Source organism: Mycobacterium sp. IDUB_37 (assembly GCF_055419245.1).
The window spans coordinates 101,483-120,885 of record NZ_JBVAXG010000009.1 but is presented as its reverse complement, the minus strand read 5'-3'; the positions used below and the strand labels follow the sequence as shown (position 1 = coordinate 120,885).

General features: G+C 62.8%; 26 protein-coding genes. 18 read left to right on the top strand and 8 right to left on the bottom strand.

The window, feature by feature from the left end:
- Window positions 1-7: 7 nt before the first annotated feature.
- The 10 genes from ACZY1I_RS25450 (at window position 8) to ACZY1I_RS25405 (ending at window position 8,954) form a co-directional block, all read left to right on the top strand.
- Window positions 8-889, top strand: a complete 882-nt coding sequence (locus ACZY1I_RS25450; protein ID WP_463758908.1) for a sigma-70 family RNA polymerase sigma factor — start codon at window positions 8-10, stop codon at window positions 887-889.
- A gap of 101 nt (window positions 890-990) precedes the next feature.
- Complete coding sequence (locus ACZY1I_RS25445) at window positions 991-2,310, top strand: ABC transporter substrate-binding protein (protein ID WP_463759302.1); 1,320 nt, start codon at window positions 991-993, stop codon at window positions 2,308-2,310.
- Window positions 2,307-3,254, top strand: a complete 948-nt coding sequence (locus ACZY1I_RS25440) for a carbohydrate ABC transporter permease (protein ID WP_463758906.1) — start codon at window positions 2,307-2,309, stop codon at window positions 3,252-3,254. The genes ACZY1I_RS25445 and ACZY1I_RS25440 overlap by 4 nt, the downstream gene beginning before the upstream one ends.
- A 7-nt stretch (window positions 3,255-3,261) precedes the next feature.
- The gene (locus tag ACZY1I_RS25435; protein ID WP_463759299.1) at window positions 3,262-4,095 is read left to right on the top strand and encodes a carbohydrate ABC transporter permease; all 834 of its coding nucleotides are present in this window, start codon (window positions 3,262-3,264) and stop codon (window positions 4,093-4,095) included.
- Between the two features lie 2 nt (window positions 4,096-4,097).
- Complete coding sequence (locus tag ACZY1I_RS25430) at window positions 4,098-5,189, top strand: ABC transporter ATP-binding protein (protein WP_463758903.1); 1,092 nt, start codon at window positions 4,098-4,100, stop codon at window positions 5,187-5,189.
- 314 nt (window positions 5,190-5,503) lie between these two features.
- Complete coding sequence (locus ACZY1I_RS25425; RefSeq protein ID WP_463758901.1) at window positions 5,504-6,340, top strand: DUF3097 domain-containing protein; 837 nt, start codon at window positions 5,504-5,506, stop codon at window positions 6,338-6,340.
- A gap of 101 nt (window positions 6,341-6,441) precedes the next feature.
- Window positions 6,442-6,966: an OsmC family protein gene (locus tag ACZY1I_RS25420; RefSeq protein ID WP_463758898.1), complete on the top strand. Its 525-nt coding sequence runs from the start codon at window positions 6,442-6,444 to the stop codon at window positions 6,964-6,966.
- A gap of 9 nt (window positions 6,967-6,975) precedes the next feature.
- The gene (locus ACZY1I_RS25415) at window positions 6,976-8,043 is read left to right on the top strand and encodes an acyl-CoA dehydrogenase family protein (protein WP_463758895.1); all 1,068 of its coding nucleotides are present in this window, start codon (window positions 6,976-6,978) and stop codon (window positions 8,041-8,043) included.
- Window positions 8,044-8,070: 27 nt separating this feature from the next.
- Window positions 8,071-8,691 carry an RNA polymerase sigma factor gene (locus ACZY1I_RS25410; RefSeq protein WP_463758893.1) on the top strand — a complete coding sequence of 207 codons (621 nt, stop codon included), beginning with the start codon at window positions 8,071-8,073 and terminating at the stop codon, window positions 8,689-8,691.
- On the top strand, window positions 8,688-8,954 hold the full coding sequence (locus ACZY1I_RS25405) for an anti-sigma factor (RefSeq protein ID WP_463758891.1): 267 nt from the start codon (window positions 8,688-8,690) through the stop codon (window positions 8,952-8,954). Before ACZY1I_RS25410 ends, ACZY1I_RS25405 begins: the two co-directional genes overlap by 4 nt.
- Window positions 8,955-9,019: 65 nt before the next feature.
- Here the strand turns inward: ACZY1I_RS25405 and ACZY1I_RS25400 are convergent, their stop codons facing one another.
- Window positions 9,020-9,277, bottom strand: a complete 258-nt coding sequence (locus tag ACZY1I_RS25400; RefSeq protein WP_463758889.1) for a cold-shock protein — start codon at window positions 9,275-9,277, stop codon at window positions 9,020-9,022.
- 184 nt (window positions 9,278-9,461) lie between these two features.
- Here ACZY1I_RS25400 and fdxA point away from each other — a divergent pair, with 184 nt between their 5' ends.
- Together fdxA and ACZY1I_RS25390 are read left to right on the top strand one after the other, a co-directional pair.
- Window positions 9,462-9,803 carry a ferredoxin gene (gene fdxA / locus ACZY1I_RS25395; RefSeq protein WP_463758887.1) on the top strand — a complete coding sequence of 114 codons (342 nt, stop codon included), beginning with the start codon at window positions 9,462-9,464 and terminating at the stop codon, window positions 9,801-9,803.
- 70 nt (window positions 9,804-9,873) lie between these two features.
- Window positions 9,874-10,062: a hypothetical protein gene (locus ACZY1I_RS25390; RefSeq protein WP_463758885.1), complete on the top strand. Its 189-nt coding sequence runs from the start codon at window positions 9,874-9,876 to the stop codon at window positions 10,060-10,062.
- Here ACZY1I_RS25390 and ACZY1I_RS25385 read toward each other — a convergent pair.
- Complete coding sequence (locus ACZY1I_RS25385) at window positions 10,059-10,739, bottom strand: PAS and ANTAR domain-containing protein (protein ID WP_463758883.1); 681 nt, start codon at window positions 10,737-10,739, stop codon at window positions 10,059-10,061. The genes ACZY1I_RS25390 and ACZY1I_RS25385 overlap by 4 nt on opposite strands.
- A 248-nt stretch (window positions 10,740-10,987) precedes the next feature.
- On the bottom strand, window positions 10,988-11,407 hold the full coding sequence (locus ACZY1I_RS25380) for an Hsp20/alpha crystallin family protein (RefSeq protein WP_463759297.1): 420 nt from the start codon (window positions 11,405-11,407) through the stop codon (window positions 10,988-10,990).
- 142 nt (window positions 11,408-11,549) lie between these two features.
- Here ACZY1I_RS25380 and ACZY1I_RS25375 point away from each other — a divergent pair, with 142 nt between their 5' ends.
- Window positions 11,550-11,960 carry a MerR family transcriptional regulator gene (locus ACZY1I_RS25375; protein WP_463758880.1) on the top strand — a complete coding sequence of 137 codons (411 nt, stop codon included), beginning with the start codon at window positions 11,550-11,552 and terminating at the stop codon, window positions 11,958-11,960.
- A gap of 9 nt (window positions 11,961-11,969) precedes the next feature.
- Here ACZY1I_RS25375 and ACZY1I_RS25370 read toward each other — a convergent pair whose 3' ends face one another.
- Window positions 11,970-12,725 carry a PIG-L deacetylase family protein gene (locus ACZY1I_RS25370; RefSeq protein WP_463758878.1) on the bottom strand — a complete coding sequence of 252 codons (756 nt, stop codon included), beginning with the start codon at window positions 12,723-12,725 and terminating at the stop codon, window positions 11,970-11,972.
- 87 nt (window positions 12,726-12,812) lie between these two features.
- Here ACZY1I_RS25370 and ACZY1I_RS25365 point away from each other — a divergent pair, with 87 nt between their 5' ends.
- The 4 genes from ACZY1I_RS25365 (at window position 12,813) to ACZY1I_RS25350 (ending at window position 15,057) form a co-directional block, all read left to right on the top strand.
- Entirely contained in the window at window positions 12,813-13,439 is a 627-nt protein-coding gene (locus ACZY1I_RS25365) for a flavodoxin family protein (protein ID WP_463758876.1), read from the top strand.
- A gap of 33 nt (window positions 13,440-13,472) precedes the next feature.
- A complete protein-coding gene (locus tag ACZY1I_RS25360; protein WP_463758874.1) occupies window positions 13,473-13,886 on the top strand; it encodes a ChaB family protein in 414 nt (137 codons plus the stop codon).
- A 96-nt stretch (window positions 13,887-13,982) separates the two neighbouring features.
- Window positions 13,983-14,366, top strand: a complete 384-nt coding sequence (locus ACZY1I_RS25355) for a hypothetical protein (RefSeq protein WP_463758872.1) — start codon at window positions 13,983-13,985, stop codon at window positions 14,364-14,366.
- Between the two features lie 4 nt (window positions 14,367-14,370).
- On the top strand, window positions 14,371-15,057 hold the full coding sequence (locus ACZY1I_RS25350) for an HAD family hydrolase (protein WP_463758869.1): 687 nt from the start codon (window positions 14,371-14,373) through the stop codon (window positions 15,055-15,057).
- Between the two features lie 58 nt (window positions 15,058-15,115).
- Here the strand turns inward: ACZY1I_RS25350 and mbp1 are convergent, their stop codons facing one another.
- Window positions 15,116-15,349, bottom strand: a complete 234-nt coding sequence (gene mbp1, locus ACZY1I_RS25345; protein ID WP_463758866.1) for a microaggregate-binding protein 1 — start codon at window positions 15,347-15,349, stop codon at window positions 15,116-15,118.
- Window positions 15,350-15,498: 149 nt separating this feature from the next.
- Between mbp1 and ACZY1I_RS25340 the strand changes: the two genes are divergently transcribed.
- A complete protein-coding gene (locus ACZY1I_RS25340; protein WP_463758864.1) occupies window positions 15,499-15,726 on the top strand; it encodes a DUF3349 domain-containing protein in 228 nt (75 codons plus the stop codon).
- Here the strand turns inward: ACZY1I_RS25340 and mhpA are convergent.
- Genes mhpA through ACZY1I_RS25325 form a run of 3 tightly spaced genes read right to left on the bottom strand, consistent with a single transcriptional unit; the run spans window position 15,713 to window position 19,331 of the window.
- On the bottom strand, window positions 15,713-17,236 hold the full coding sequence (gene mhpA / locus ACZY1I_RS25335) for a bifunctional 3-(3-hydroxy-phenyl)propionate/3-hydroxycinnamic acid hydroxylase MhpA (protein WP_463758860.1): 1,524 nt from the start codon (window positions 17,234-17,236) through the stop codon (window positions 15,713-15,715). The genes ACZY1I_RS25340 and mhpA overlap by 14 nt on opposite strands.
- Entirely contained in the window at window positions 17,233-18,171 is a 939-nt protein-coding gene (locus ACZY1I_RS25330; RefSeq protein ID WP_463758857.1) for a fumarylacetoacetate hydrolase family protein, read from the bottom strand. The genes mhpA and ACZY1I_RS25330 overlap by 4 nt, the downstream gene beginning before the upstream one ends.
- Window positions 18,168-19,331, bottom strand: coding sequence for a VOC family protein (locus ACZY1I_RS25325; protein WP_463758854.1), 1,164 nt, complete (start codon window positions 19,329-19,331; stop codon window positions 18,168-18,170). The genes ACZY1I_RS25330 and ACZY1I_RS25325 overlap by 4 nt, the downstream gene beginning before the upstream one ends.
- Window positions 19,332-19,403 lie beyond the last annotated feature (72 nt).

Here is a 19,403-nt window from a genome sequence, read left to right as displayed (position 1 = left end):
TGACCCGATGAATGCAGCCGAGGATCTGGCCGAGCTCGCCCGACAATTCGAGGCGGCGCGACGCCATCTCAGGGCGGTCGCGTTTCACCTGCTCGGCTCGATGTCCGACGCCGACGACGCCGTACAGTCCGCATGGCTGAAAGCCAGCCGCTCGCAGTTCGCGGACGTCGAGAATCCGACCGCGTGGTTCACCACCATCACCACGCATGAGGCCGTCGACCAGCTGCGGAGCAGGCGGCGGCGGTCCGAACAACCGCTGGCCGACTCTGCCGAATTCGACCGCATCGTGGCTGCGCCGGACGAAGAGACGTTGCTCGCGGACTCGGTCAGCCGTGCGCTGCTGGTAGTCGTGGACCAGCTCTCACCTGCCCAACGCGTCGCCTTCGTGTTGCACGACGTTTTCGCGGTGCCCTTCGAAACCATTGCTGAAGTGCTGAGTCGCTCGCCGGATGCCGCGAAGAAGCTTGCGAGTCGGGCCCGCGCCCGGGTGCGCCCCAGCACGACGGCACGCAACCCGCGCACGGCCCGCCATGTCGAGCTCGTCGAGGCATTTTTGAGGGCCTCGCAGGGCGGTGACATCGGCACCCTTTTGGAACTGCTGGCTCCTGAGGTGGTGCGCCGGGTCGACCCCGCGCTGGTTCCCGCTGACGTGCCCACTGAAATCCGCGGCGCGAGCGAGGTAGCCGAAGAGACTCGGCGATTCGCACACCGGGCGCGCGCCGGCGTTGTGGTCCTCATCGACGGCGTTCCCGGAGTAGCGATCGCACCGCGCGGATATGCGGAGACGTTGCTGCAGATCGGATTCGGCGACGACAATCGCATCCAGGTAATCGACATCACCGCTGATGTCGATCGGGTTCGCAATGTCGTGCTCGCACTTCCGTCTTGAGCCGTTCACCTGACTTCAGCAACACCACAGGGCTATCGACTATGAATGAATTCAGATACGGCCGATGGGAAGGGCCGGGACCGGCCGAGATCGGGAGCATCATGTTCGACAAGCCGTTCGGACGCCGCAGCTTGCTGCGGGGCGCCGGCGCGGTCAGCGCATCCGCCCTGGCCCCCTGGGCTGCTGGGTGTGCTTCCGATGACGACGACACGCTGACGTTTTTCTTCGCGGCCAATCCGGACGAGATCCGTCCCCGCATGCGGGTGGTGAACGAATTCCAGCGTCGTCACCCCGACATCAAGGTGCGGGCGCTGCTGTCCGGGCCGGGGGTGATGCAGCAGCTGTCCACGTTCTGCGCCGGTGGCAAGTGCCCGGACGTGTTGATGACGTGGGAGCTGAGCTACGCCGAACTCGCAGACCGCGGCGTGCTGCTGGACCTCAACACCCTGTTGGCACACGATGCGACGTTCGCGGCCCAGCTCAGAGCGGACAGTATCGACCCACTGTACGAGACGTTCAACTTCGAGGGCGGCCAGTACGCCTTTCCCGAGCAGTGGTCAGGGAACTACCTGTACTACAACAAGGCCCTGTTCGCCGAGGCGGGTTTGCCACCGCCACCCGGCACGTGGCAGCACAGCTGGACCTTCGCCGAGTTCCTGGATGCCGCGCAGGCCCTGACCAAACGGGATGCGTCAGGTCGGGTCACGCAGTGGGGATTCGTCAACGCCTGGGTGTCGTATTACGCGGCGGGCCTGTTCGCAATGAATAACGGAGTGCGCTGGGCGTCACCGCGGCAGAACCCGACGCACCTCAATTTCGACAACGAGGCCTTCGTCGAGGCCGCGCAGTTCTATGCCGACTTGATCAATAAGTATCGAGTGTCACCCGGGGCATCCGATCAACAGTCCATGTCGAACGCCGATCAGTTCGCGGTGGGCAGGGCGGCGATCGCGTTGGGCGGGCATTGGCGCTACCAGACCTTCGACCGCGCCGAGGGACTGGACTTCGACGTGGCGCCGCTGCCGTTGGGCCCGCGCGGCCACACCGCGTGCTCAAATATCGGAGTTACTGGTCTTGCCATCGCATCGACCACGCGCCATCCGGAACAGGCGTGGGAGTTCGTCAAGTTCGCCACCGGCCCGGTCGGGCAGGCCCTCATCGCCGAGTCCAGGCTCTTTGTGCCCGTGTTGCGACCCGCGATCAACTCCGACGGATTCGCCCGCGCGCATCACCGGATCGGCAACCTCGCCGTGCTCAAGGATGGCCCGACGGTCGCCGAAGGACTGCCCATCACCCCGGCATGGGAAAAGATCGTCGCGCTGATGGATCGCAACTTCGGACCGGTACTGCGCGGCACCCGCCCGGCGACGTCGCTGACCGGTTTGTCACACGCCATCGACGAGGTGCTGCGGAATACATGACTGTCACCGCCACCTCGGCCTCGCCCGACCCGGTCCGCGCGAAGAGTCGGCCGCCACGTCAACGGGCCTGGTCGGGCCGCATATTCGTGGCTCCCAACCTGGCCGCGGTGCTGCTGTTCATGTTGTTCCCGCTCGGATTCTCGCTCTACATGAGCCTGCAGAAGTGGGACATGTTCACGCCCGAGGAATTCGTGGGTCTGGCGAACTTCCGCAAACTCTTCACGGCCGACCCGTTGTTTCTGATCGCGGTCCGCAACACCGTCATCTATACCGTGGGAACCGTTGTGCCCACGGTGCTCATCAGCCTCGTCGTCGCCGCCGTGTTGAATCGGAAGGTCAAGGGAATCGGCCTTTTTCGCACCATTGTCTTCCTGCCGCTGGCAATTTCGACCGTGGTGATGGCGGTCGTCTGGCAGTTCGTTTTCAATACCGACAACGGCCTGCTGAACATCATGCTCGGCTGGGTCGGGATCGGCCCGATACCGTGGCTGGTCGAGCCGCACTGGGCCATGGTGTCGTTGTGCATGGTCAGTGTGTGGCGCAGCGTCCCCTTCGCCACCGTGATCCTGCTTGCCGCGATGCAAGGGGTACCGGAGACGGTCTACGAGGCAGCCAAGATCGACGGAGCGGGGGCGATTCGGCAATTCGTATCCATCACGGTCCCGTTGATCCGCGGCGCCGTGTCGTTCGTGGTGGTCATCTCGATCATTCACGCGTTTCAGTCCTTCGACCTGGTGTACGTGCTGAACGGTGTCAACGGTGGGCCCGAAACCGGCACTTACGTGTTGGGCATCATGCTTTTCCAGCACGCGTTTTCGTTCTTGGAGTTCGGTTACGCCTCGGCGCTGGCGTGGCTGATGTTCGCCATCCTGCTCGCGTTGACGGTGCTGCAACTGCGGATCAGCCGGCGCCGCTCTATGGAGGCCACGCGTGGGCTCAGCTGAATTCGCGGTGAGGCGCCCCGTGACCAGCAGCATCCTTCGCGCTGCCGCCGTGTACGGCGCGCTCATCGTGATCGCCTGGTGTGCACTGTTCCCGATCTTGTGGGCGCTGTCCGGCTCGCTGAAAAAGGAAGGTGAGATCAACGAACCGAAGTTGTTGCCGGGCAGTCCCCAATGGTCCAACTACACCGAAGTCTTCGGTTTGATGCCGTTCTGGCGGATGTTCTTCAATACGGTGCTGTACGCCGGATGCGTCACCGCCGGCCAGGTCTTCTTCTGCTCGTTGGCCGGGTACGCGTTCGCGCGACTGGAGTTTCGTGGCCGCGACACGCTGTTTCTGCTGTACCTGGGCACGTTGATGGTGCCGTTGACGGTGACCGTGATTCCGCAGTTCATTCTGATGCGGACCGTCGGGTGGGTCGACACACCCTGGGCGATGATCGTTCCGGGCTTGTTTGGCAGCGCGTTCGGCACCTACCTGATGCGGCAGTTCTTCCGCACGCTGCCGACCGACCTCGAGGAGGCCGCGATTCTGGACGGCTGCTCGCCGTGGCAGATCTATTGGCGCATTCTGCTGCCGCATGCCCGGCCCGCGGTGATGGTGCTGGTCGTTTTGACCTGGGTCAGTGTGTGGAACGACTTCCTGTGGCCGTTGTTGATGATTCAACGCAACACCCTGGCCACCCTGACGCTCGGACTGGTCCGACTGCGTGGCGAATACGTCGCACGCTGGCCGGTGTTGATGGCCACCTCGATGTTGATTCTGCTGCCGCTGGTGATCGTCTATGCCGTCGCGCAGCGCTCATTTGTCCGCGGTATCGCCGTGACCGGGCTGAGTGGGTAGCCGTGGCGTCGGTGAGTTTCGAGCAGGCAACGCGGCGCTATCCGGGCACCGATCGGCCGGCCCTGGATCGTCTGAATCTGGTTGTCGAGGACGGTGAGTTCGTCGTCTTGGTGGGGCCGTCAGGATGCGGCAAGACGACCTCGTTGCGGATGGTGGCCGGCTTGGAAACACTCGACTCCGGCAGCATCCGGATCGGTGACCGCGATGTCACCAACGTGGATGCCAAAAATCGTGACATCGCAATGGTTTTCCAGAACTATGCGCTCTACCCGCACATGACTGTGGCGCAGAACATGGGTTTCGCGTTGAAGGTGGCCAAACTGCCCAAGCCCGAAATTCGCGAACGGGTGCTGGCCGCGGCGCAAATGCTCGATCTGGAGCGGTACCTGGACCGCAAGCCCAAAGACCTCTCCGGCGGGCAGCGGCAGCGGGTGGCGATGGGCCGCGCCATCGTCCGCCGCCCGCAGGTTTTCCTGATGGACGAGCCGTTGTCCAACCTCGATGCCAAGTTGCGGGTGCAGACCCGCAACCAGATCGCCGCCCTGCAGCGGCAGCTCGGCACCACCACGGTGTATGTCACGCACGATCAGGTCGAGGCGATGACCATGGGTGACCGTGTCGCGGTGCTGTGCGACGGTGTGCTGCAGCAGTGCGCCGCACCACGCGAGCTGTACCGCAACCCGGGCAACATGTTCGTCGCAGGATTCATCGGGTCGCCCGCGATGAATCTTTTCACCCTCCCGATCGTCGATTCCGCTGTGTCACTGGGAGACTGGGTTATCCGCCTGCCACGCGAGATCGCCGACGCGGGCACCGAGATCGTGGTCGGCGTTCGCCCCGAGCACTTCGAGTTGGGCAGCGTCGGCATCGAGGTAGAGGTCGACGTGCTGGAAGAACTGGGTGCCGACGCCTATCTCTACGGCCGAATCACCGGATCCGACAACGTGATCAGCAAACCCATCATCGCGCGCACCGACGGCTACGACCCGCCGGCGAAGGGCAGTCGGGTGCGCCTGCACCCGCAACCCCGCAAGTTGCATTTCTTCGGTGCCGATGGCCGCCGCATAGCTGAGAGCCCAGCTAAGATGCGGTGATGGGCGCGCAGTGGTCCAGCGGACCGGACCATTCGCGAAGCAACTCGGGCGACGACCGAATTTATTTCGGTCCGCCGATACCTCGGCGGTCCGCTGGACGGGTCCGAATCGCGGTTGTTTTAGCGCTCGTCATGATAGTGCTGGCGATTCTCATGGCCGGTGCCGTCATTGCCGCAGCCATATTCTTCAAGGGATCTGACGATTCAGCTGCCAGTGCGGATGCATTCCTTGATAAGGCCACCGCCACAAGCATTTTCGTGAGCCACCCGGCGTGCCTAGGCGGACTTTCCTGGTGAGATTCCTAGTATTGCCGGGTGATGGATCGCTACGGAACCGATGTGCTGGCCGGGGGAGGGAAGCGCAAACCCCGTTCGGTTGAGCGCCCCGTCGAGATGGGGATGGTCGTCGAGGACGCACAGACCGGCTACGTGGGCGCCGTGGTGCGCGTCGAGTACGGGCGCGTCGATCTTGAAGACCGCAACGGCAAGGTCCGCGGGTTTCCGTTGGGTCCTGGTTATCTGCTCGACGGCGAACCGGTGATTCTGACTCCACTGCGCCGCACTCCACCTGCCACCCCGGCTCGGACCGCATCCGGTTCGGTCGCGGTCCGCGGCGTCCGCGCCCGGGTCGCGCGGGCCAGCCGTATTTACGTCGAAGGCCGCCACGACGCGGAACTCGTCGCACAGGTTTGGGGTGAGGACCTGAAGATCGAAGGCGTCGTCGTCGAGTACCTCGGCGGCGTCGACGATCTGGCGGGGATCGTCAAGGAGTTCCAGCCCGGTCCGGGTTGTCGGCTCGGTGTTCTGGTCGACCATCTCGTCGCCGGATCGAAAGAGTCGCGCATCGCAGATGCGGTGCGCAGGGGACCCGGCGGTGCCGACACATTGGTGGTCGGTCACCCGTACGTGGATATTTGGCAGGCCGTCAAGCCGGAGCGGCTGGGCCTGAAAGCCTGGCCGGTGGTGCCGCGGCATATCGAGTGGAAGCACGGCATTTGCCAAGCGCTCGGCTGGCCGCACGCGAACCAGACCGACATCGCCAGGGCCTGGCAGCGAATCCGTTCCAAGGTTCGCGATTGGAACGACCTGGAACCCGCGCTGATCGGCCGGGTCGAGGAGCTGATCGACTTCGTGACTCAGCCGGCCAACTAGCGCGATGTTCGCTGTGTGCTAGGTCACCGTCACGTTTCCGGGCGCGCAGGGCACTAACCCTGTGAACAGTCAATACCGCCTGGATAATTTGGAGGACGTCCATGACCGACGCGCTTGTCATCGATGCTGAAGCCCTCGACCGGTTGTCGTGTAACGCCAAGTCCGACCCCAGCACGGGCAAGAAAACCCTGAAGGCCAAGACGGTCTGTGAGTCCGGGTTCCGCAACATGACCTACGTCCGCGACCTGGCGCCGATGCTGGTCGGCGAGCCGCCGGCGCTGCTGGGCGACGACTCGGCGCCCAACCCGTCCGAGGCCTGCCTGGCGGCACTGGGGTCGTGCATTTCCGTCGGTCTGCTGGCCAACGCCACCCACCGCGGCGTGACGCTGACGAAGATCGAGGTCGAGATGGAGGGCGACATCGACATCTCCGCGGTGTGGGGCGTCGGTGACACTCCGGACGGCAAAGTCCTCGGAATCACCGACGTCCGCTGCAAGGTGACGCTGGCGGGAGACGCTGACGACGCCACTCTGAAGGAAATTCACGACAATGCGATCGCGTGGTCACCCGTGGTGAATACATTCAGGCGTCCTGTAACTGTCGACTCCCAGCTTTCCCTCGGCTAGGCAGGCAATGTGACTACGACGATTGACGCCAACGTCAGCCTGCTCGATTCGGATCTGCTCGCTGATATACGTGCCCACGCAGGTGCCCTGGACCGCGGTCAGGACACCTCGCGGCGCAGTTTCGCCGCCCTGGGTGCGGCGGGTCTGCTCGGGGTGGGCGCACCCGGGAATGCCGATGGCAGGCTGCCGCAGATGGCCGAAGTGATCAGGCTGATTTCCGGTGAGTGCATGAGCACCGGATTCTCGCTGTGGGCTCACCGCATGTCGGTGGAATACCTGCTTACCGCCGCGACGCCGTTCAGCCTGGCTGCCGTTCAGCCGGTGCTGGCCGGCACGGTGTTGGGGGTCACCGGTATGGCGGCCGCGTTCAAAGAGTTGGCCGGTTGCGGCAGCATCGAGCTCAGCGCGACGTCGGTCGATGGCGGCTACCGGGTCAGCGGTCCAGTTCGCTGGGCCAGCAACCTATATGACGATTCGCTGCTGATCACCGCTGTTCGCACGGACCGCGGCGACAAGCTGATCGTCGCGTTGCCGTTGAGCACCCCGGGGGTCACAGTGGGGGACCACTTCAAGCTGTTGGCGATGGACAGCACCGCGTCGTCCTACCTGGAGCTCAAGGATGCATACGTCCCAGACGGGCAGGTGTTATCCACCGACTTTGAAGGTTTCCTTGCCTCGGTCCGTCCGACGTTCCTCGTGCTGCAGTCGGCAATGTGCGTCGGGTTAGCCAAAACCATTGTGGCTCAGGCTAAGAGCGGTCTCACCGGGGTAAACGAAGTGTTCGCCGGCGAGGTGGATCTGGTCGCGGAGAAGCTCACCGAGGCGGAGGCGGCCCTGACCACATTGGCCGGTGCGGTCGGTGGGCAGCAACCACCGAGCAAGAAGGATCTGCTTTCGCTGCGACTTGCTGCAGCTGAAACAGCCAGTACGAGTGCAGCTTTGGAGATCCGCACGGCAGGCGGCAAGGGTTATGCAAGCAAGACCCCGGCGAGTCGCCGCTACCGAGAGGCCGCATTCATCCCCGTGCAGTCGCCGTCCGAAGCCCAGTTGCGCTGGGAACTAGGCGGATGCCTTTAACGTGGCAAAGCGCGACCGCCGGGGTCAATGGTGACCCCGGCGGCGACACCCGAGGGGCTTGAACCCGAGCATCTGATCGGCGGCATTCCGTTGGCAGATCTGGTCCGTGATCATCACCGGACGATGGTGAACTTCGCTTGCACAATGGTCACGTCACGTGCGGTGGCTGAAGAAGCAGTGCAGGAGGCCTGGCTGCAGGTGCTCAAGTCGTCCGAGTCGTTCGAGGGACGGTCATCGGTGGCGACCTGGTTGTTCGGGGTCGTCAAGCACTGCGCTTCGCGGCACCGTCGCCGCGAGTCGCGGATCCGTGAGCACGAAGTTCTGGTCACCGACGACGAGAGTGATCCGCTGTCGGGCCGCATGCATCCGCCCGGTCACCCCGACGCCGGGCACTGGAGGGTGCCGCCCTCGCGGCGATTTCTCCCGGAAGACCACACCGTGCAACGCGAACTTGTCGAGTACGTGCGGGCGGCGGTGGAAACGCTGCCCACACGGCAACGGCAGCTGATCATCCTGCGAGACCTTGTCGGCATGTCCTCCGAAGAGGCGGCCGAGATCCTGGAACTGTCCGCGGAGGCGCAGCGCGCACTGCTGTATCGCGCACGAGGAAACCTCCGAAATGAACTGGAAAGGCGGTATCAACGATGACCGTCTACGACAACACCGTTCCCGCGATCGACTGCGTGGAGTTCGTTCGACTTGTCGACGACCTCGTGGACTCTGACCCGCAGCAGTGGGGTGCGATCGTGGCGCGACATCTCGAGGACTGCCCGCCTTGTCTGGTCTATCTGCAGCAGATGCTCGATCTCAAAGCCTTGCTCAGCCAAGTGTCCGGAGGCCAGACATTGTCCGGCGGGCGCGCGGCTGCACTCCTCGAAAGGCTCGACGAACTGCGGCGCGGTCAGGAGTAGCCGCACATCGAGTTAAGCTGCGGCACAACCAATTGTGACGCAGAGGCAGGCCGGTGAACCAGCCTTCAGAGCACCTGCACGGCTTCGGCCATCGGCCATCGGCGCGTGCCTCCGGCCCGGTACCTCACACGCTGGCCGGCGCAAAGCCCCGTGCTGCGAGTGTCAACAATCTCGGACGAGTCGACATACACGTCAAGCTTGCCCTCAGTGGGTGTGACGAATCCGAAACCGCCCTCAGCGTCAAACCAATTGACAATGCCGTACGCAACGCCGGGTATCGATTCCAGCAGCCTGTCAGCGTCGAAACTCCGTGTTGTGTTCACGTTTCAAGGGTAACTCTCAACCTTCACTTTAGGGTGGAAGCTGGGTCGTGCGGCCTCGTCATACTGGGTAACAGTTCGGAGTCGGTGCTGCGGTAGTCCACTCGTCTCCGAAAAGGTCTTTGGTCCTTTCGGCCAATGACTTTCGACCGGAGCCGCTACCGCTTGGGCTTTATAGCGTGACCACATGACCTATGTGATCGGCAGGGAATGCCTTGACATCGCCGAGAAGTCCTGTGTCCAGGAGTGCCCGGTCGACTGCATCTATGAGGGCGCGCGAACGATGTACATCAACCCCGACGAGTGTGTTGATTGTGGCGCGTGCAAACCGGCCTGCCGCGTCGCTGCCATCTACTGGGAAGGTGAACTGCCGGACGGTCAGTCACAGCACGTCCAAGACAACGCTGCCTTCTTTCGGCAGATCTTGCCCGGCCGAAGCGCGCCGCTCGGTTCACCCGGTGGTGCCACCACTTTGGGCCGCGTCGGCGTCGACACCCCGATGATCGCGGCGATGCCTGCCAACGGTTGAGGCCAGATGCCAGTGATCGTCGCAGGCTCACAACGAGATTGAAAGCCTGGGGGGTGGGAAACCACGAAGTATGGCTGAATACAGGGTGCTCGACCCGCACGGAGAAGTGGTCGCTAGTAAAGAAATCGAAAGCGCCGAGAATGCACACGCATGGTTGGTCGACTCCGTCGGTGATAATTCCGAACTGGGGTGGCGCTTGGAGGTCAACCACGACGGCGAATGGTCGTTCTTCGACGACACCGAGGGAACATCGAACTAGTTAGCGTCGGTACGCCCCACGCGGGTATGCGCCGTCAGCAGCAACTGGTCGAACTCTGACTGAGTGGTGCCCGCTCGGCCCGCGTTACGGAAGTCTTCGGCGATCTGCTCGGCCAACGGCCGCAGCTTCACGTTCGATTCCTGCGACAACCATTTGAGCAGGTTGAACGCCGCGTCGTCGTCGATACCGTAAACCAGCATCAGCATGCCCTTGGCTTGCTCGATGCCGGCGCGGTGTTCGGCGATTTTCGCAAGCTTGGTCGTGACGATTTCCTGGTGCAACTTTTCGGACAGCGGCGACACGTCGACGTAGAACCCTTGGGTTCCGATCACCGCACCATGCTCGTCGAAAAGGCGGTCGCCGACCACCACGACGTGATGCACCTCGCCGCGGGTGTCGATGATCCGATGGTGAGTGCTGAGCGTCTGCCGGCTGTGCAGGATGTCCTGGATTGTGACGGCGACCTGATCGCGGTCCTCGGGGTGTTTGTGTGCCAACACCAATTCGGTGGTTGGCGTGACGCTGCCGACCTCGTAACCGTGCATCTGTTCTAGCTGCGCCGACCATTCCCAACGTTGGTCGGCGAAAAAGAACCGGAATGAGCCCGCCTGTTGCGACGCGCCTCCTGCCAGTGCCTCTTCGACGGCGGCCGTCTGGCCGTTGAGATCCCAGGTCATTGCGAACCTTCCCTCCTCGGGTTCAGTGCGCTGGACGCCACCGATGACCCCTGGCGTGCCACGTCGAACGGGGACTCGGACACGTTTGGGGGCCGCGAAGCGGCGGCGTTGGATGTTCAACCAATGAGCGGCGCTGGAGGCTCAACGCCAAGAATGTCTAGAACCTATCTCGCCGCGACGAGGGTTGGGCAGCGGCCACGGTTTCGGTGGGCCCATTGTATGCGCGGCCGCTGCCCACCCCCTGCTGCTCAGGGGTCGATTACCGGGCCTGCGTTACTGCGACCGATGGCAATTTTGCGGGGTTTTGCCTTTTCGGCCACCGGAATGTGCAGACTTAACACCCCTTCGTTGTAGGAAGCCTCGATCCTCTCGGTGTCGAGATTCTCGCCGAGTACCAACTGCCTGCTGAACACCCCACGCGGCCGCTCAACGGCGAGCATCTCCCGGTCCGGGTCGACGGCCGCGCGTTCGGCGCGCACGGTCACCACATTGCGCTCGATGTCGATGTCCAACGAGTCGGCGTTGATGCCGGGCAGATCGAATTCCACCACGAACTTCTCGCCCTCTCGCCACGCGTCCATCGGCATTACTGCCGGTCGGGCGGCCGTGCCAAGTACTTGCTGGGCGAAACGGTCCAGTTCGCGGAACGGGTCGGTACGCATCAGCATGGCGGTCACTTCACACTCCAATCTGTCGAACTTCTTAATCATTACCTGTTTCATCAGGCATAGATTTTATTTATCAACATCGACACTAGAACGCAAGTGTGATACACAAGTTTTCTATGGTCCTAAGCAAGGAGATGTCCGATTGACCACTAACTCCGACGACTCGGGCGCGCCGGCGTCTGATCACGGCGTTTATGGAATCTCGGTGGCCGCCGAGCTTTCCGGTGTCGCAGTGCAGACTCTTCGGCTCTATGAACGTCACGGGTTGCTCACCCCGTCTCGCAGCGAGGGCGGAACCCGGCGCTACAGCTCCAACGATCTGACCAGGCTGAGGCGCATCACCTCATTAGTCGAGGCGGGAGTGAACCTGGCTGGGATCACTCGAATCCTGAACCTCGAGGATGACAACGCCGAACTTGCTGCGGTCAACAGCGAATTGTCCTCCGCCAATACCGATCTGCGATCAGACAACCGTACTTTGCGCAACTCCGCCAAAGCCGCTGCGCAACAAGCCGGTCGCCCTAACCCGACGGCAACTGCTGAGCATCCGTAGGCGCCATGTTCATCCGAATGCGAACTCGCCAACCGCAAGCAGTCGCTGCAGTACGAACGGCGGAAGCACCGGCTCTGTGGCGGTTGTATCTGACTCGAATTGCGAGTGAAAGGCCTGCGCGGCCAGTTGTTTGCGGTCGATCGCTCCTGGTCCAAGCGGGATGCGCGTCGCACGGTGCCACGGAACTGCCGCGTCAGCGGGTAACGCCCAGTGCCACATCCATACCGGGTATTCGAGCAGCCGAGCGCCGGTCCGGGCTGCGGCGGCCGCTGCCGCGTGCCCGGTGGCCTCGTGGTCGGGATGTCCGTCGCCGCGCCAGGTGACGGCACACCATACGTTCGAGCCCCAACTCTCGAGGATGTCGGTGAGCTCGTCGGTCAGCCTGCTGGTGTGTTCGCTGATCCTTCCGTCCGGGAGTCCGAGGCAGAAAAGCGTGTTGAGGTCCAAAGCATCTGAGGCGCAATATAATTCATTGCGTCGGAGTCGACCTAGCCGGATCTGCTCGGACTCCGAAGAATTCGGGTGCGCTGCACCGCCATCGGTCACTGACACAACCTGAACGGTGACGCCGCGCGACCGCAACGTGGCCGCGGTGGCCCCAAAGCCCAGCGTTTCGTCATCAGGGTGGGGCGCCACCAGGACCAGCGCGGGGCATTCATCCAGATTGAGTTCGGGGAACTTGCGCTCCCAGCTAGTCCAAACCTGTGCGGGGGTACCGCCACTGTCGAGAGGGCACGCGGCGAATCTCTGTGTGTTGCTTGACATCGCGCCCGTCTCAGTCGGGACCTGCGATTGGGGCCATCGAAGGGGGTTACCCCGTTTATACCGCCCTACGCCGGGTATCACCTCGCTATGGCCGAGCAGTCGGAGGCGCTACGTGCCGTTGGTTTGGTGTGCAGCCTCAAACCCAGTCCCGCGTCGTCGAGCAGCGTTTTGATTGCCGAGCACGTCGTCAACGAGCTTGGCAGAGCCGGTGTCGAGTCCGAACTCATTCGCTGCGTGGACTACCACATCGTTCCCGGTGTCGAGAACGACATGGGACCGGGTGATGACTGGCCCGAGATCCGAAGCAAAGTGCTGGACGCGGACATCCTGCTGATCAGCACCCCGGTGTGGTTGGGACACCCCGCCAGCGTGACCCAACGGGTACTGGAACGCTTGGATGCCGAGTTGTCCAACACCGATGGCAGCGGCACCCCGGCGATGGTGGGCAAGGTAGCGATCGTCAGCGTGGTGGGCAACGAGGACGGCGCTCACAAGGTGGTCGCCGATGTCTTTCAGGCGCTGAACGACATCGGGTTCAGCATCCCGGCGCAGGGCTCTACGTACTGGACTGGCGCTGCGATGGAAACCACCGATTACAACGATCTCGATGAGATACCGGACCCGGTCGCGTCGGCCACAGCGGCGGCGGCCCGCAACGCGGCTCACCTAGCCCGGACTCTGAAGGCACACGAATACCCACCGTACGAGACGTAAAGCATTGCTCAACTGAAAGATTGAGGTGATTTCATGCCTAAGACCACAAAGAGTGGCGCAGCAAAAAAGGATGAGTTGCCCGGCACATTGCAACGTTCGAGCGTCAAGGCGCAGCGGACTTTCGCAAAGGCGCACGACGCGGCCGCGGAACAGTACGACAGCGAACGACGTGCGCACCAAGTCGCGTACGCCGCCGTCAAACACAGCTACGAGAAGGTCGGCGACCATTGGGAAGCCAAGGAAGAAAAAGGCCCGTCGGATAAACACGCGGAACGGGGTGGATTGAACAATCCGCTGCCGACGGAGGAAGGTGTGGACGCCAACGCGAGCAAGAAGCACCTCCTGGACATCGCGCGTCGCCTCGATGTTCACGGCCGGTCCACGATGAAGAAGTCCGAACTCGTCGACGCGATCAAGAAGGCGAACCGTCGCGCCGGAAGGAGCTGACAAGGTCAGATACCGTCTCCGGCCGCGCCACCAGCGATGTTTCGCCATTCCGGACGCGGGTAGCCGAAGGGGTATGAACCGCGCAGAGGAGAAGTGGTGATGAGCTTGCAAAGCGAAGAGGCTGCCGCGGTGACGACTAAGGGGCGCTCGCAGCCGCCAGAAACTGCCGAGCACGAGCGCGGCTGGCTTACCGCGGCGAATTGGGTGTTGGCTCTGTTGACCGTTCCTGCTGCCGCTTTCATCGTGATTTCTGCTGTGGGCGCGGCGATGAGCTTAGCCGCCTGCAGTGCAGCGCATTGCCCGAGTTTGGGGCGACACGGCCTGGTGTACGGCGTGTTGTTGTACGGAGCCCCGATTATCGCCGGCCTAACCATCATTGCCTCGGTCTTCACCGCGCATCGCCCGCGAGGCTTCGTGGTGCCGCTGCTCGGGCTGGGTTTGCTAATCGCCGATTTCGCAGCAATCATGCTGCTCTTCTAAAGCATTGGCTACCAACGACTCTGAGGCTGCTCCGGCGGTCCTGCTCGATATAGACGGCACTCTCGTCGACTCCAATTATTTGCACATCCACGCGTGGCAGCGCGCATTCGCCGATGTCGGGATTGATGTAGAGGGGTGGCGCATCCACCGCTCGATCGGGATGGACGGATCGACGTTGGTCAAGACATTCTCTGACGATGCACCGGAAGTGACGCAAAAGCGCCTAAGCGACTTACACTCTCGCTATTACCAAGAGGCCGCGCCGCTTTTGCGCCCGCTTCCCGGCGCGCGCGAGTTACTTCGGCGCATCCCGGATCTCGGCCTGCAAGTCGTCTTTGCGACATCAGCCCCGGAAGACGAACTGGCACTGCTGCGCAAGGTGCTGGACTGTGACGACCTCGTCACCGCTGTCACGTCTTCCAGTGACGTCGACACCGCCAAGCCGAAGCCGGATATCGTGCATATCGCCCTGGAGCGCGCAGGAGTATCTGCCGATCGCTCGGTCTTCGTCGGAGACGCGGTCTGGGACGTCGAAGCATGCGTTCGCGCCAACGTTGTGTGCATCGGCGTGCTCAGCGGCGGTTCTTCTTGCGGTGAGTTGAAAAAAGCCGGGGCAATACAGGTTTACGAGAATGCCGAGGATCTGTTGCGGAACATCCGCGACACGCCGATTGCCTCGTTGGTTCGATAGCGGTCAAAAGGAATGGGCCCAGTCCGTCGCGGACCGGGCCCATCCTCATGCCTGATTTTTACTGGTGCGACTTCTGGCGCGCCTCGGCAGCCTCGGCACCACCGCGAGCGGCTTCCGCTTCGGCTTCCTTCTTCGCGGCATCACGCTGAGCGTCGGCCTTGTCCTGCTGGGCCTGACCCTCCTTCTTCACGTCATCGCGGCCGGTGACGGCGCCGATAACTTCCTTGGCCTTGCCCTTAACGCCTTCGACAACGCCTTCGGCGCCTTCTTGGGGGCCACTCTTCTCCGACATGAAATCCTCCTGCTTGCGTTGCTTACTTGCTTGGCAGGGGTTCAAGCGTTCGTGCGATCGCCCGATTTGATCTGGAATCCCCCTGCAAATACAGGGTTTCCGAAAGCGGAATGCTCAAACCTGTGGGCTGGCTCACCCGAGTCTGACGTTTGACGGAGGTCGTAGGTTGGAAGGCGTTTGACCTGGCGATTACCGGGAATGCACCCTCACAGTGCGGCTCTGAGCGAGCTGCGGCAGGAGTAAACATAATTCTTACCAGCGCGATCGAAACGATTTTGACCTTCTTGCGCGCCGGCTACCCGCGGGGCGTGCCGGCGACCGATACGTTTCCGGTGCTGGCAGTGCTGCCGCAGATGGAGCGAGTTAACCAGCGTTGACGGCGCCGACACCACTGCATAGCGCGGCGACGTCCCGACCGGTACTCATTACCGTTCGATCTGGACGCACCAAAGCGCTTGTAGCCCAGCCCCGACGCAGCCACGCGTCTAACTGGCTGCCTGGTTCTGCCTGAAGTACGGCCACGCCGCGCCGTTGCAGCGCCGCTTCGTCCCTGGGCGTCAACCGAATCCGGGTGACCAGAGCGAACCCGCGACCGGCGACTTTGTCTAGGCGTTCACCGCTGGGCAGCAATGGATTCGGACACAAGGTGCCGCTGAGTTGGCGTGGTCGACGGGATTTGTGGACCAGCGCGGACCGCTGCAGGGCGGGTGTGGTCGAGTCGATGACCTTGTCGCGCAGTCCTGGAATGAGCCGCAACCGCGGAAGCACCGCGCGGCGGACCAGGTCACCGAGCCGGCCACCGCCGGTCATCGACAATCCGACGTTCAGCGCCAGTCGAATCAGCTGACGGCAGTGCGGTTTACGCTCCTGCTGATAGCTGTCCAGGACATTCGCGCCAAGCACTCCGCTATGGACCCCGGCAATTTTCCAGCTGAGGTTCATCGCGTCACGTACGCCGGCGCCCATACCCTGCCCGATGAACGGGGGAGTGAGGTGCGCCGCGTCGCCGAGGATGAAGATGTTGCCGTAACGCCATCGGTCGGCGATCTGGGCGCGGAAGGTGTACTCGGTAACGCGCAGCAGCGACAGTTCGGTCTCTGGGACGTCATCAGTCCAGGGCGCGATCAACGGCCGCAGCGCGGCCAGCGTGCCGAAGTCATCGACAGTCTCGCCATCGAGCAATCGAAACTCCCAGCGGTACCGTGATTCACCGATGCGCATATACGTGCCGGCGCGCACCGGATCGCAGATCTGGTAGACACCGTCCCATTGGCGCAGATCGGTATCGGTCGCCACATCGACGACCAACCAGCGTTGCTCGAACTTCAAATCCCGCATCGTGGAGCCCATTTGAGCCCGAACCACACTATTCGCGCCGTCGCATCCCAGCAGGTAGTCGGCGTCGACCTGGTGAACCCGGCCATCCTCGCGATCGGTGAACGTCACCCGCACGCGATCGCCGTAGGAAGCGATGCCCGTGACGTCCGCACCGCCGCGTAGTTCCGCGTTCGGATAGCGTTTCAGGTTCGCCCGCAGCAGGCCTTCCAACTCCGGTTGGTCGAACATGTTCGCCTGCGGGAAGCCGTTCTGACTCAGCGTTGTGTCTCGCTGAAACTCGGCCAATACGTTGAATCGATTGTCCAGCAGTCTAAGTCCGAGCGTGGGTCGTGAAATCGCAGCGAACTCGTCAGCGATGCCCAAACGGGCCATGACGCGGTAGATTTCATCGTCCAGGTGCACAGCCCTTGGCTGCGGATACACGCCCGGCCATCGCTCGAGGATCAGGCTGTCCACCCCGTACTGCGCCAGCAGCGTTGCGGCGGTGATGCCAGTCGGCCCAGCGCCGACGATGACGACCGGCACACGACGAATCGGGTAGTCACTCACGTGTATCGCACTGTGCTGCGCTGGGTGCCGAGGTCGACGGCGCCATCATCGGTTGCCACGGAAGCCTCGACGATGTCGCCGTGCTGCAGATACTTCGGGTTGCCGGCTTGACGCTTGAAGAATGCCTTCCACTTGACCGCCGGTGGCAACAGGTTGCCGATGATTTCGAGCGGTTTTGGCGGTGCGCTCAGAGCGGTGCCGACCGGTGTGCCGGTGAGAATCAGGTCGCCCGGAGCGAGTTCTTGGAATTGGGTGAGCGATTGCAGTGCCTGCAACGGCCGGTACAGCATGTCGCCTTCGACGAGTGCGTTCTGCCGCTGTTCCCCGTTGACTCTCAGACGCAGCCGTAGGTCGCCGAAGCGCTTGAGTTCTTCTGCGTTGAGCAGCACCAATCTCGGTCCGACAGGTGTGAATGTCGGATAGGACTTGGCTTCGTAGAACTGGGTCTGGGGGAGCTGAATGTCGCGCGCCGACACATCGTTGGTGACAACCAGGCCGGCAATGACATCGGCCAGGTTGGTGTCAGAAATGCTGGTGCCGACCGGGATTGCGCGCCCGATCACCAGGCCGATCTCCACCTCATAGTCGAGCAGTCGGACGTGCGCGGGCTTGACGATGTCATCGTTTGGTCCGCAGATGGATGCGGACGCCTTGCGGAAGAAGGTCAACGGAATCGACGTCGGGTCCATGCCCGCGTCCTTGACGTGCGACTCGAAGTTGGTCATCTGCGCCACCACCCGGCACGGCCGGGTAATTGGCGAGATCAGTTCCAGGCTTGCGACCGGGACCGTTTCGGTGCTGCCGAGTGCGGCGTCGATCGCGGCTCGATCGGCCAGCAACTGCGCCGTCGTGGTCGCGGCGGTGGTGATTTTTGTGGCGCCAGAGGGAGTTTCGATCCACCAGGAGTCGGCAGTGTGCAGCACGGAAATGGTCATGAGGTAGGCACTTTCAGTAGACCGATCAATCTGTTGATATCGAACTCATTGCGTTGACGAAGTGCGCCGATCATGGAAACCAATTCGTGGCGAGCGGATTTCGCATCGGTACCCAGGAAGTCCTTGGTGGCCGGCGGTCCCCACTGGGCCAGACCCGACGCGGTCAGCGGTGCCCAGCCGGGTTCGAGGCTGTTGTCGAACATGTCGCCGTCGGTGAAGTGCTCGACCATGAAGCCGTCTGGATCACGCCAGTAGTCGAAGATCTGACTGCCCTGGACATGTCGACCGATGCCCCAGGATCGCAAATAGCCTCTCTCCAAGAGATATTCGCCACCCGCGGCCAAGGCGTCGAGGTCGCTGACCTGATATGCCGAGTGCAGGTAACGGTTGGCCGGACCCAGTGCCAACGCCAACGTGTGGTGATCGGCCGGTGTGGGACCACGGTCACAGCGGATGAAGCTCATCGTGGGTCCGCGGTCACGTTGCCCGGGAAAGTACTGAAAATCACTGACGATCATCCCGAGGTTGTCTAGATACCAGTTCAGTGACTGCAGGTACTTCGTCGACTGCAACACCAGGTGGCCGAGGCGTTCGACTCGCGCAGGAACCCGCGCAGGCCGCTGAGTCATATTGGTGCGCAACCGGGTTGGCCCAAAATTGAACATATGCGGCTGTTGTCCCGGGAGCTTTGGCAACTCGTGCATGCCGGCAACCACCCGCACCGGGGTTCCGCCGGGGTCGACCAGATCGACCGCCATCCCACCGATTGCCTCCGGCAATGGGCGTGCGGTGGTCCCGGTCTTGTCGGCCAGGCGTAGCACGTCGACCTCGTCGTGGGCGCGAAAAGCAACGGCGCTGAATCGAGACTGTTCGCCACGCCGCACGATCACGCAAGGTGCGCCGGCGCCGGTGCCGCGCAGCGCGAGCTGGTCGGGGGCGCGATGTGCGGTCTGAAATCCGAAAGCCCGCGCAAACGCCTCGCATCGGGTCAGGTCCGGCTTCTCGAACTCCAACCAGGCGATATCGGCGACCTTGATCACCGGGTTCGCCGACCGCCCGGAGTGCTCGCCGGGCCGGGCTCCCTGCTCGCTGTGCAGGTCTTTATGCACGTCTTCTCGCGCGTCACGGTGCACGTCGTTCGAGGCGCCCAGCACATCCATCTCCATCTCCCCACTACTAACTGACGAAATCGTCACATACGCCGTGGCGCTCAGTCAAGGGTTCTGACGAAA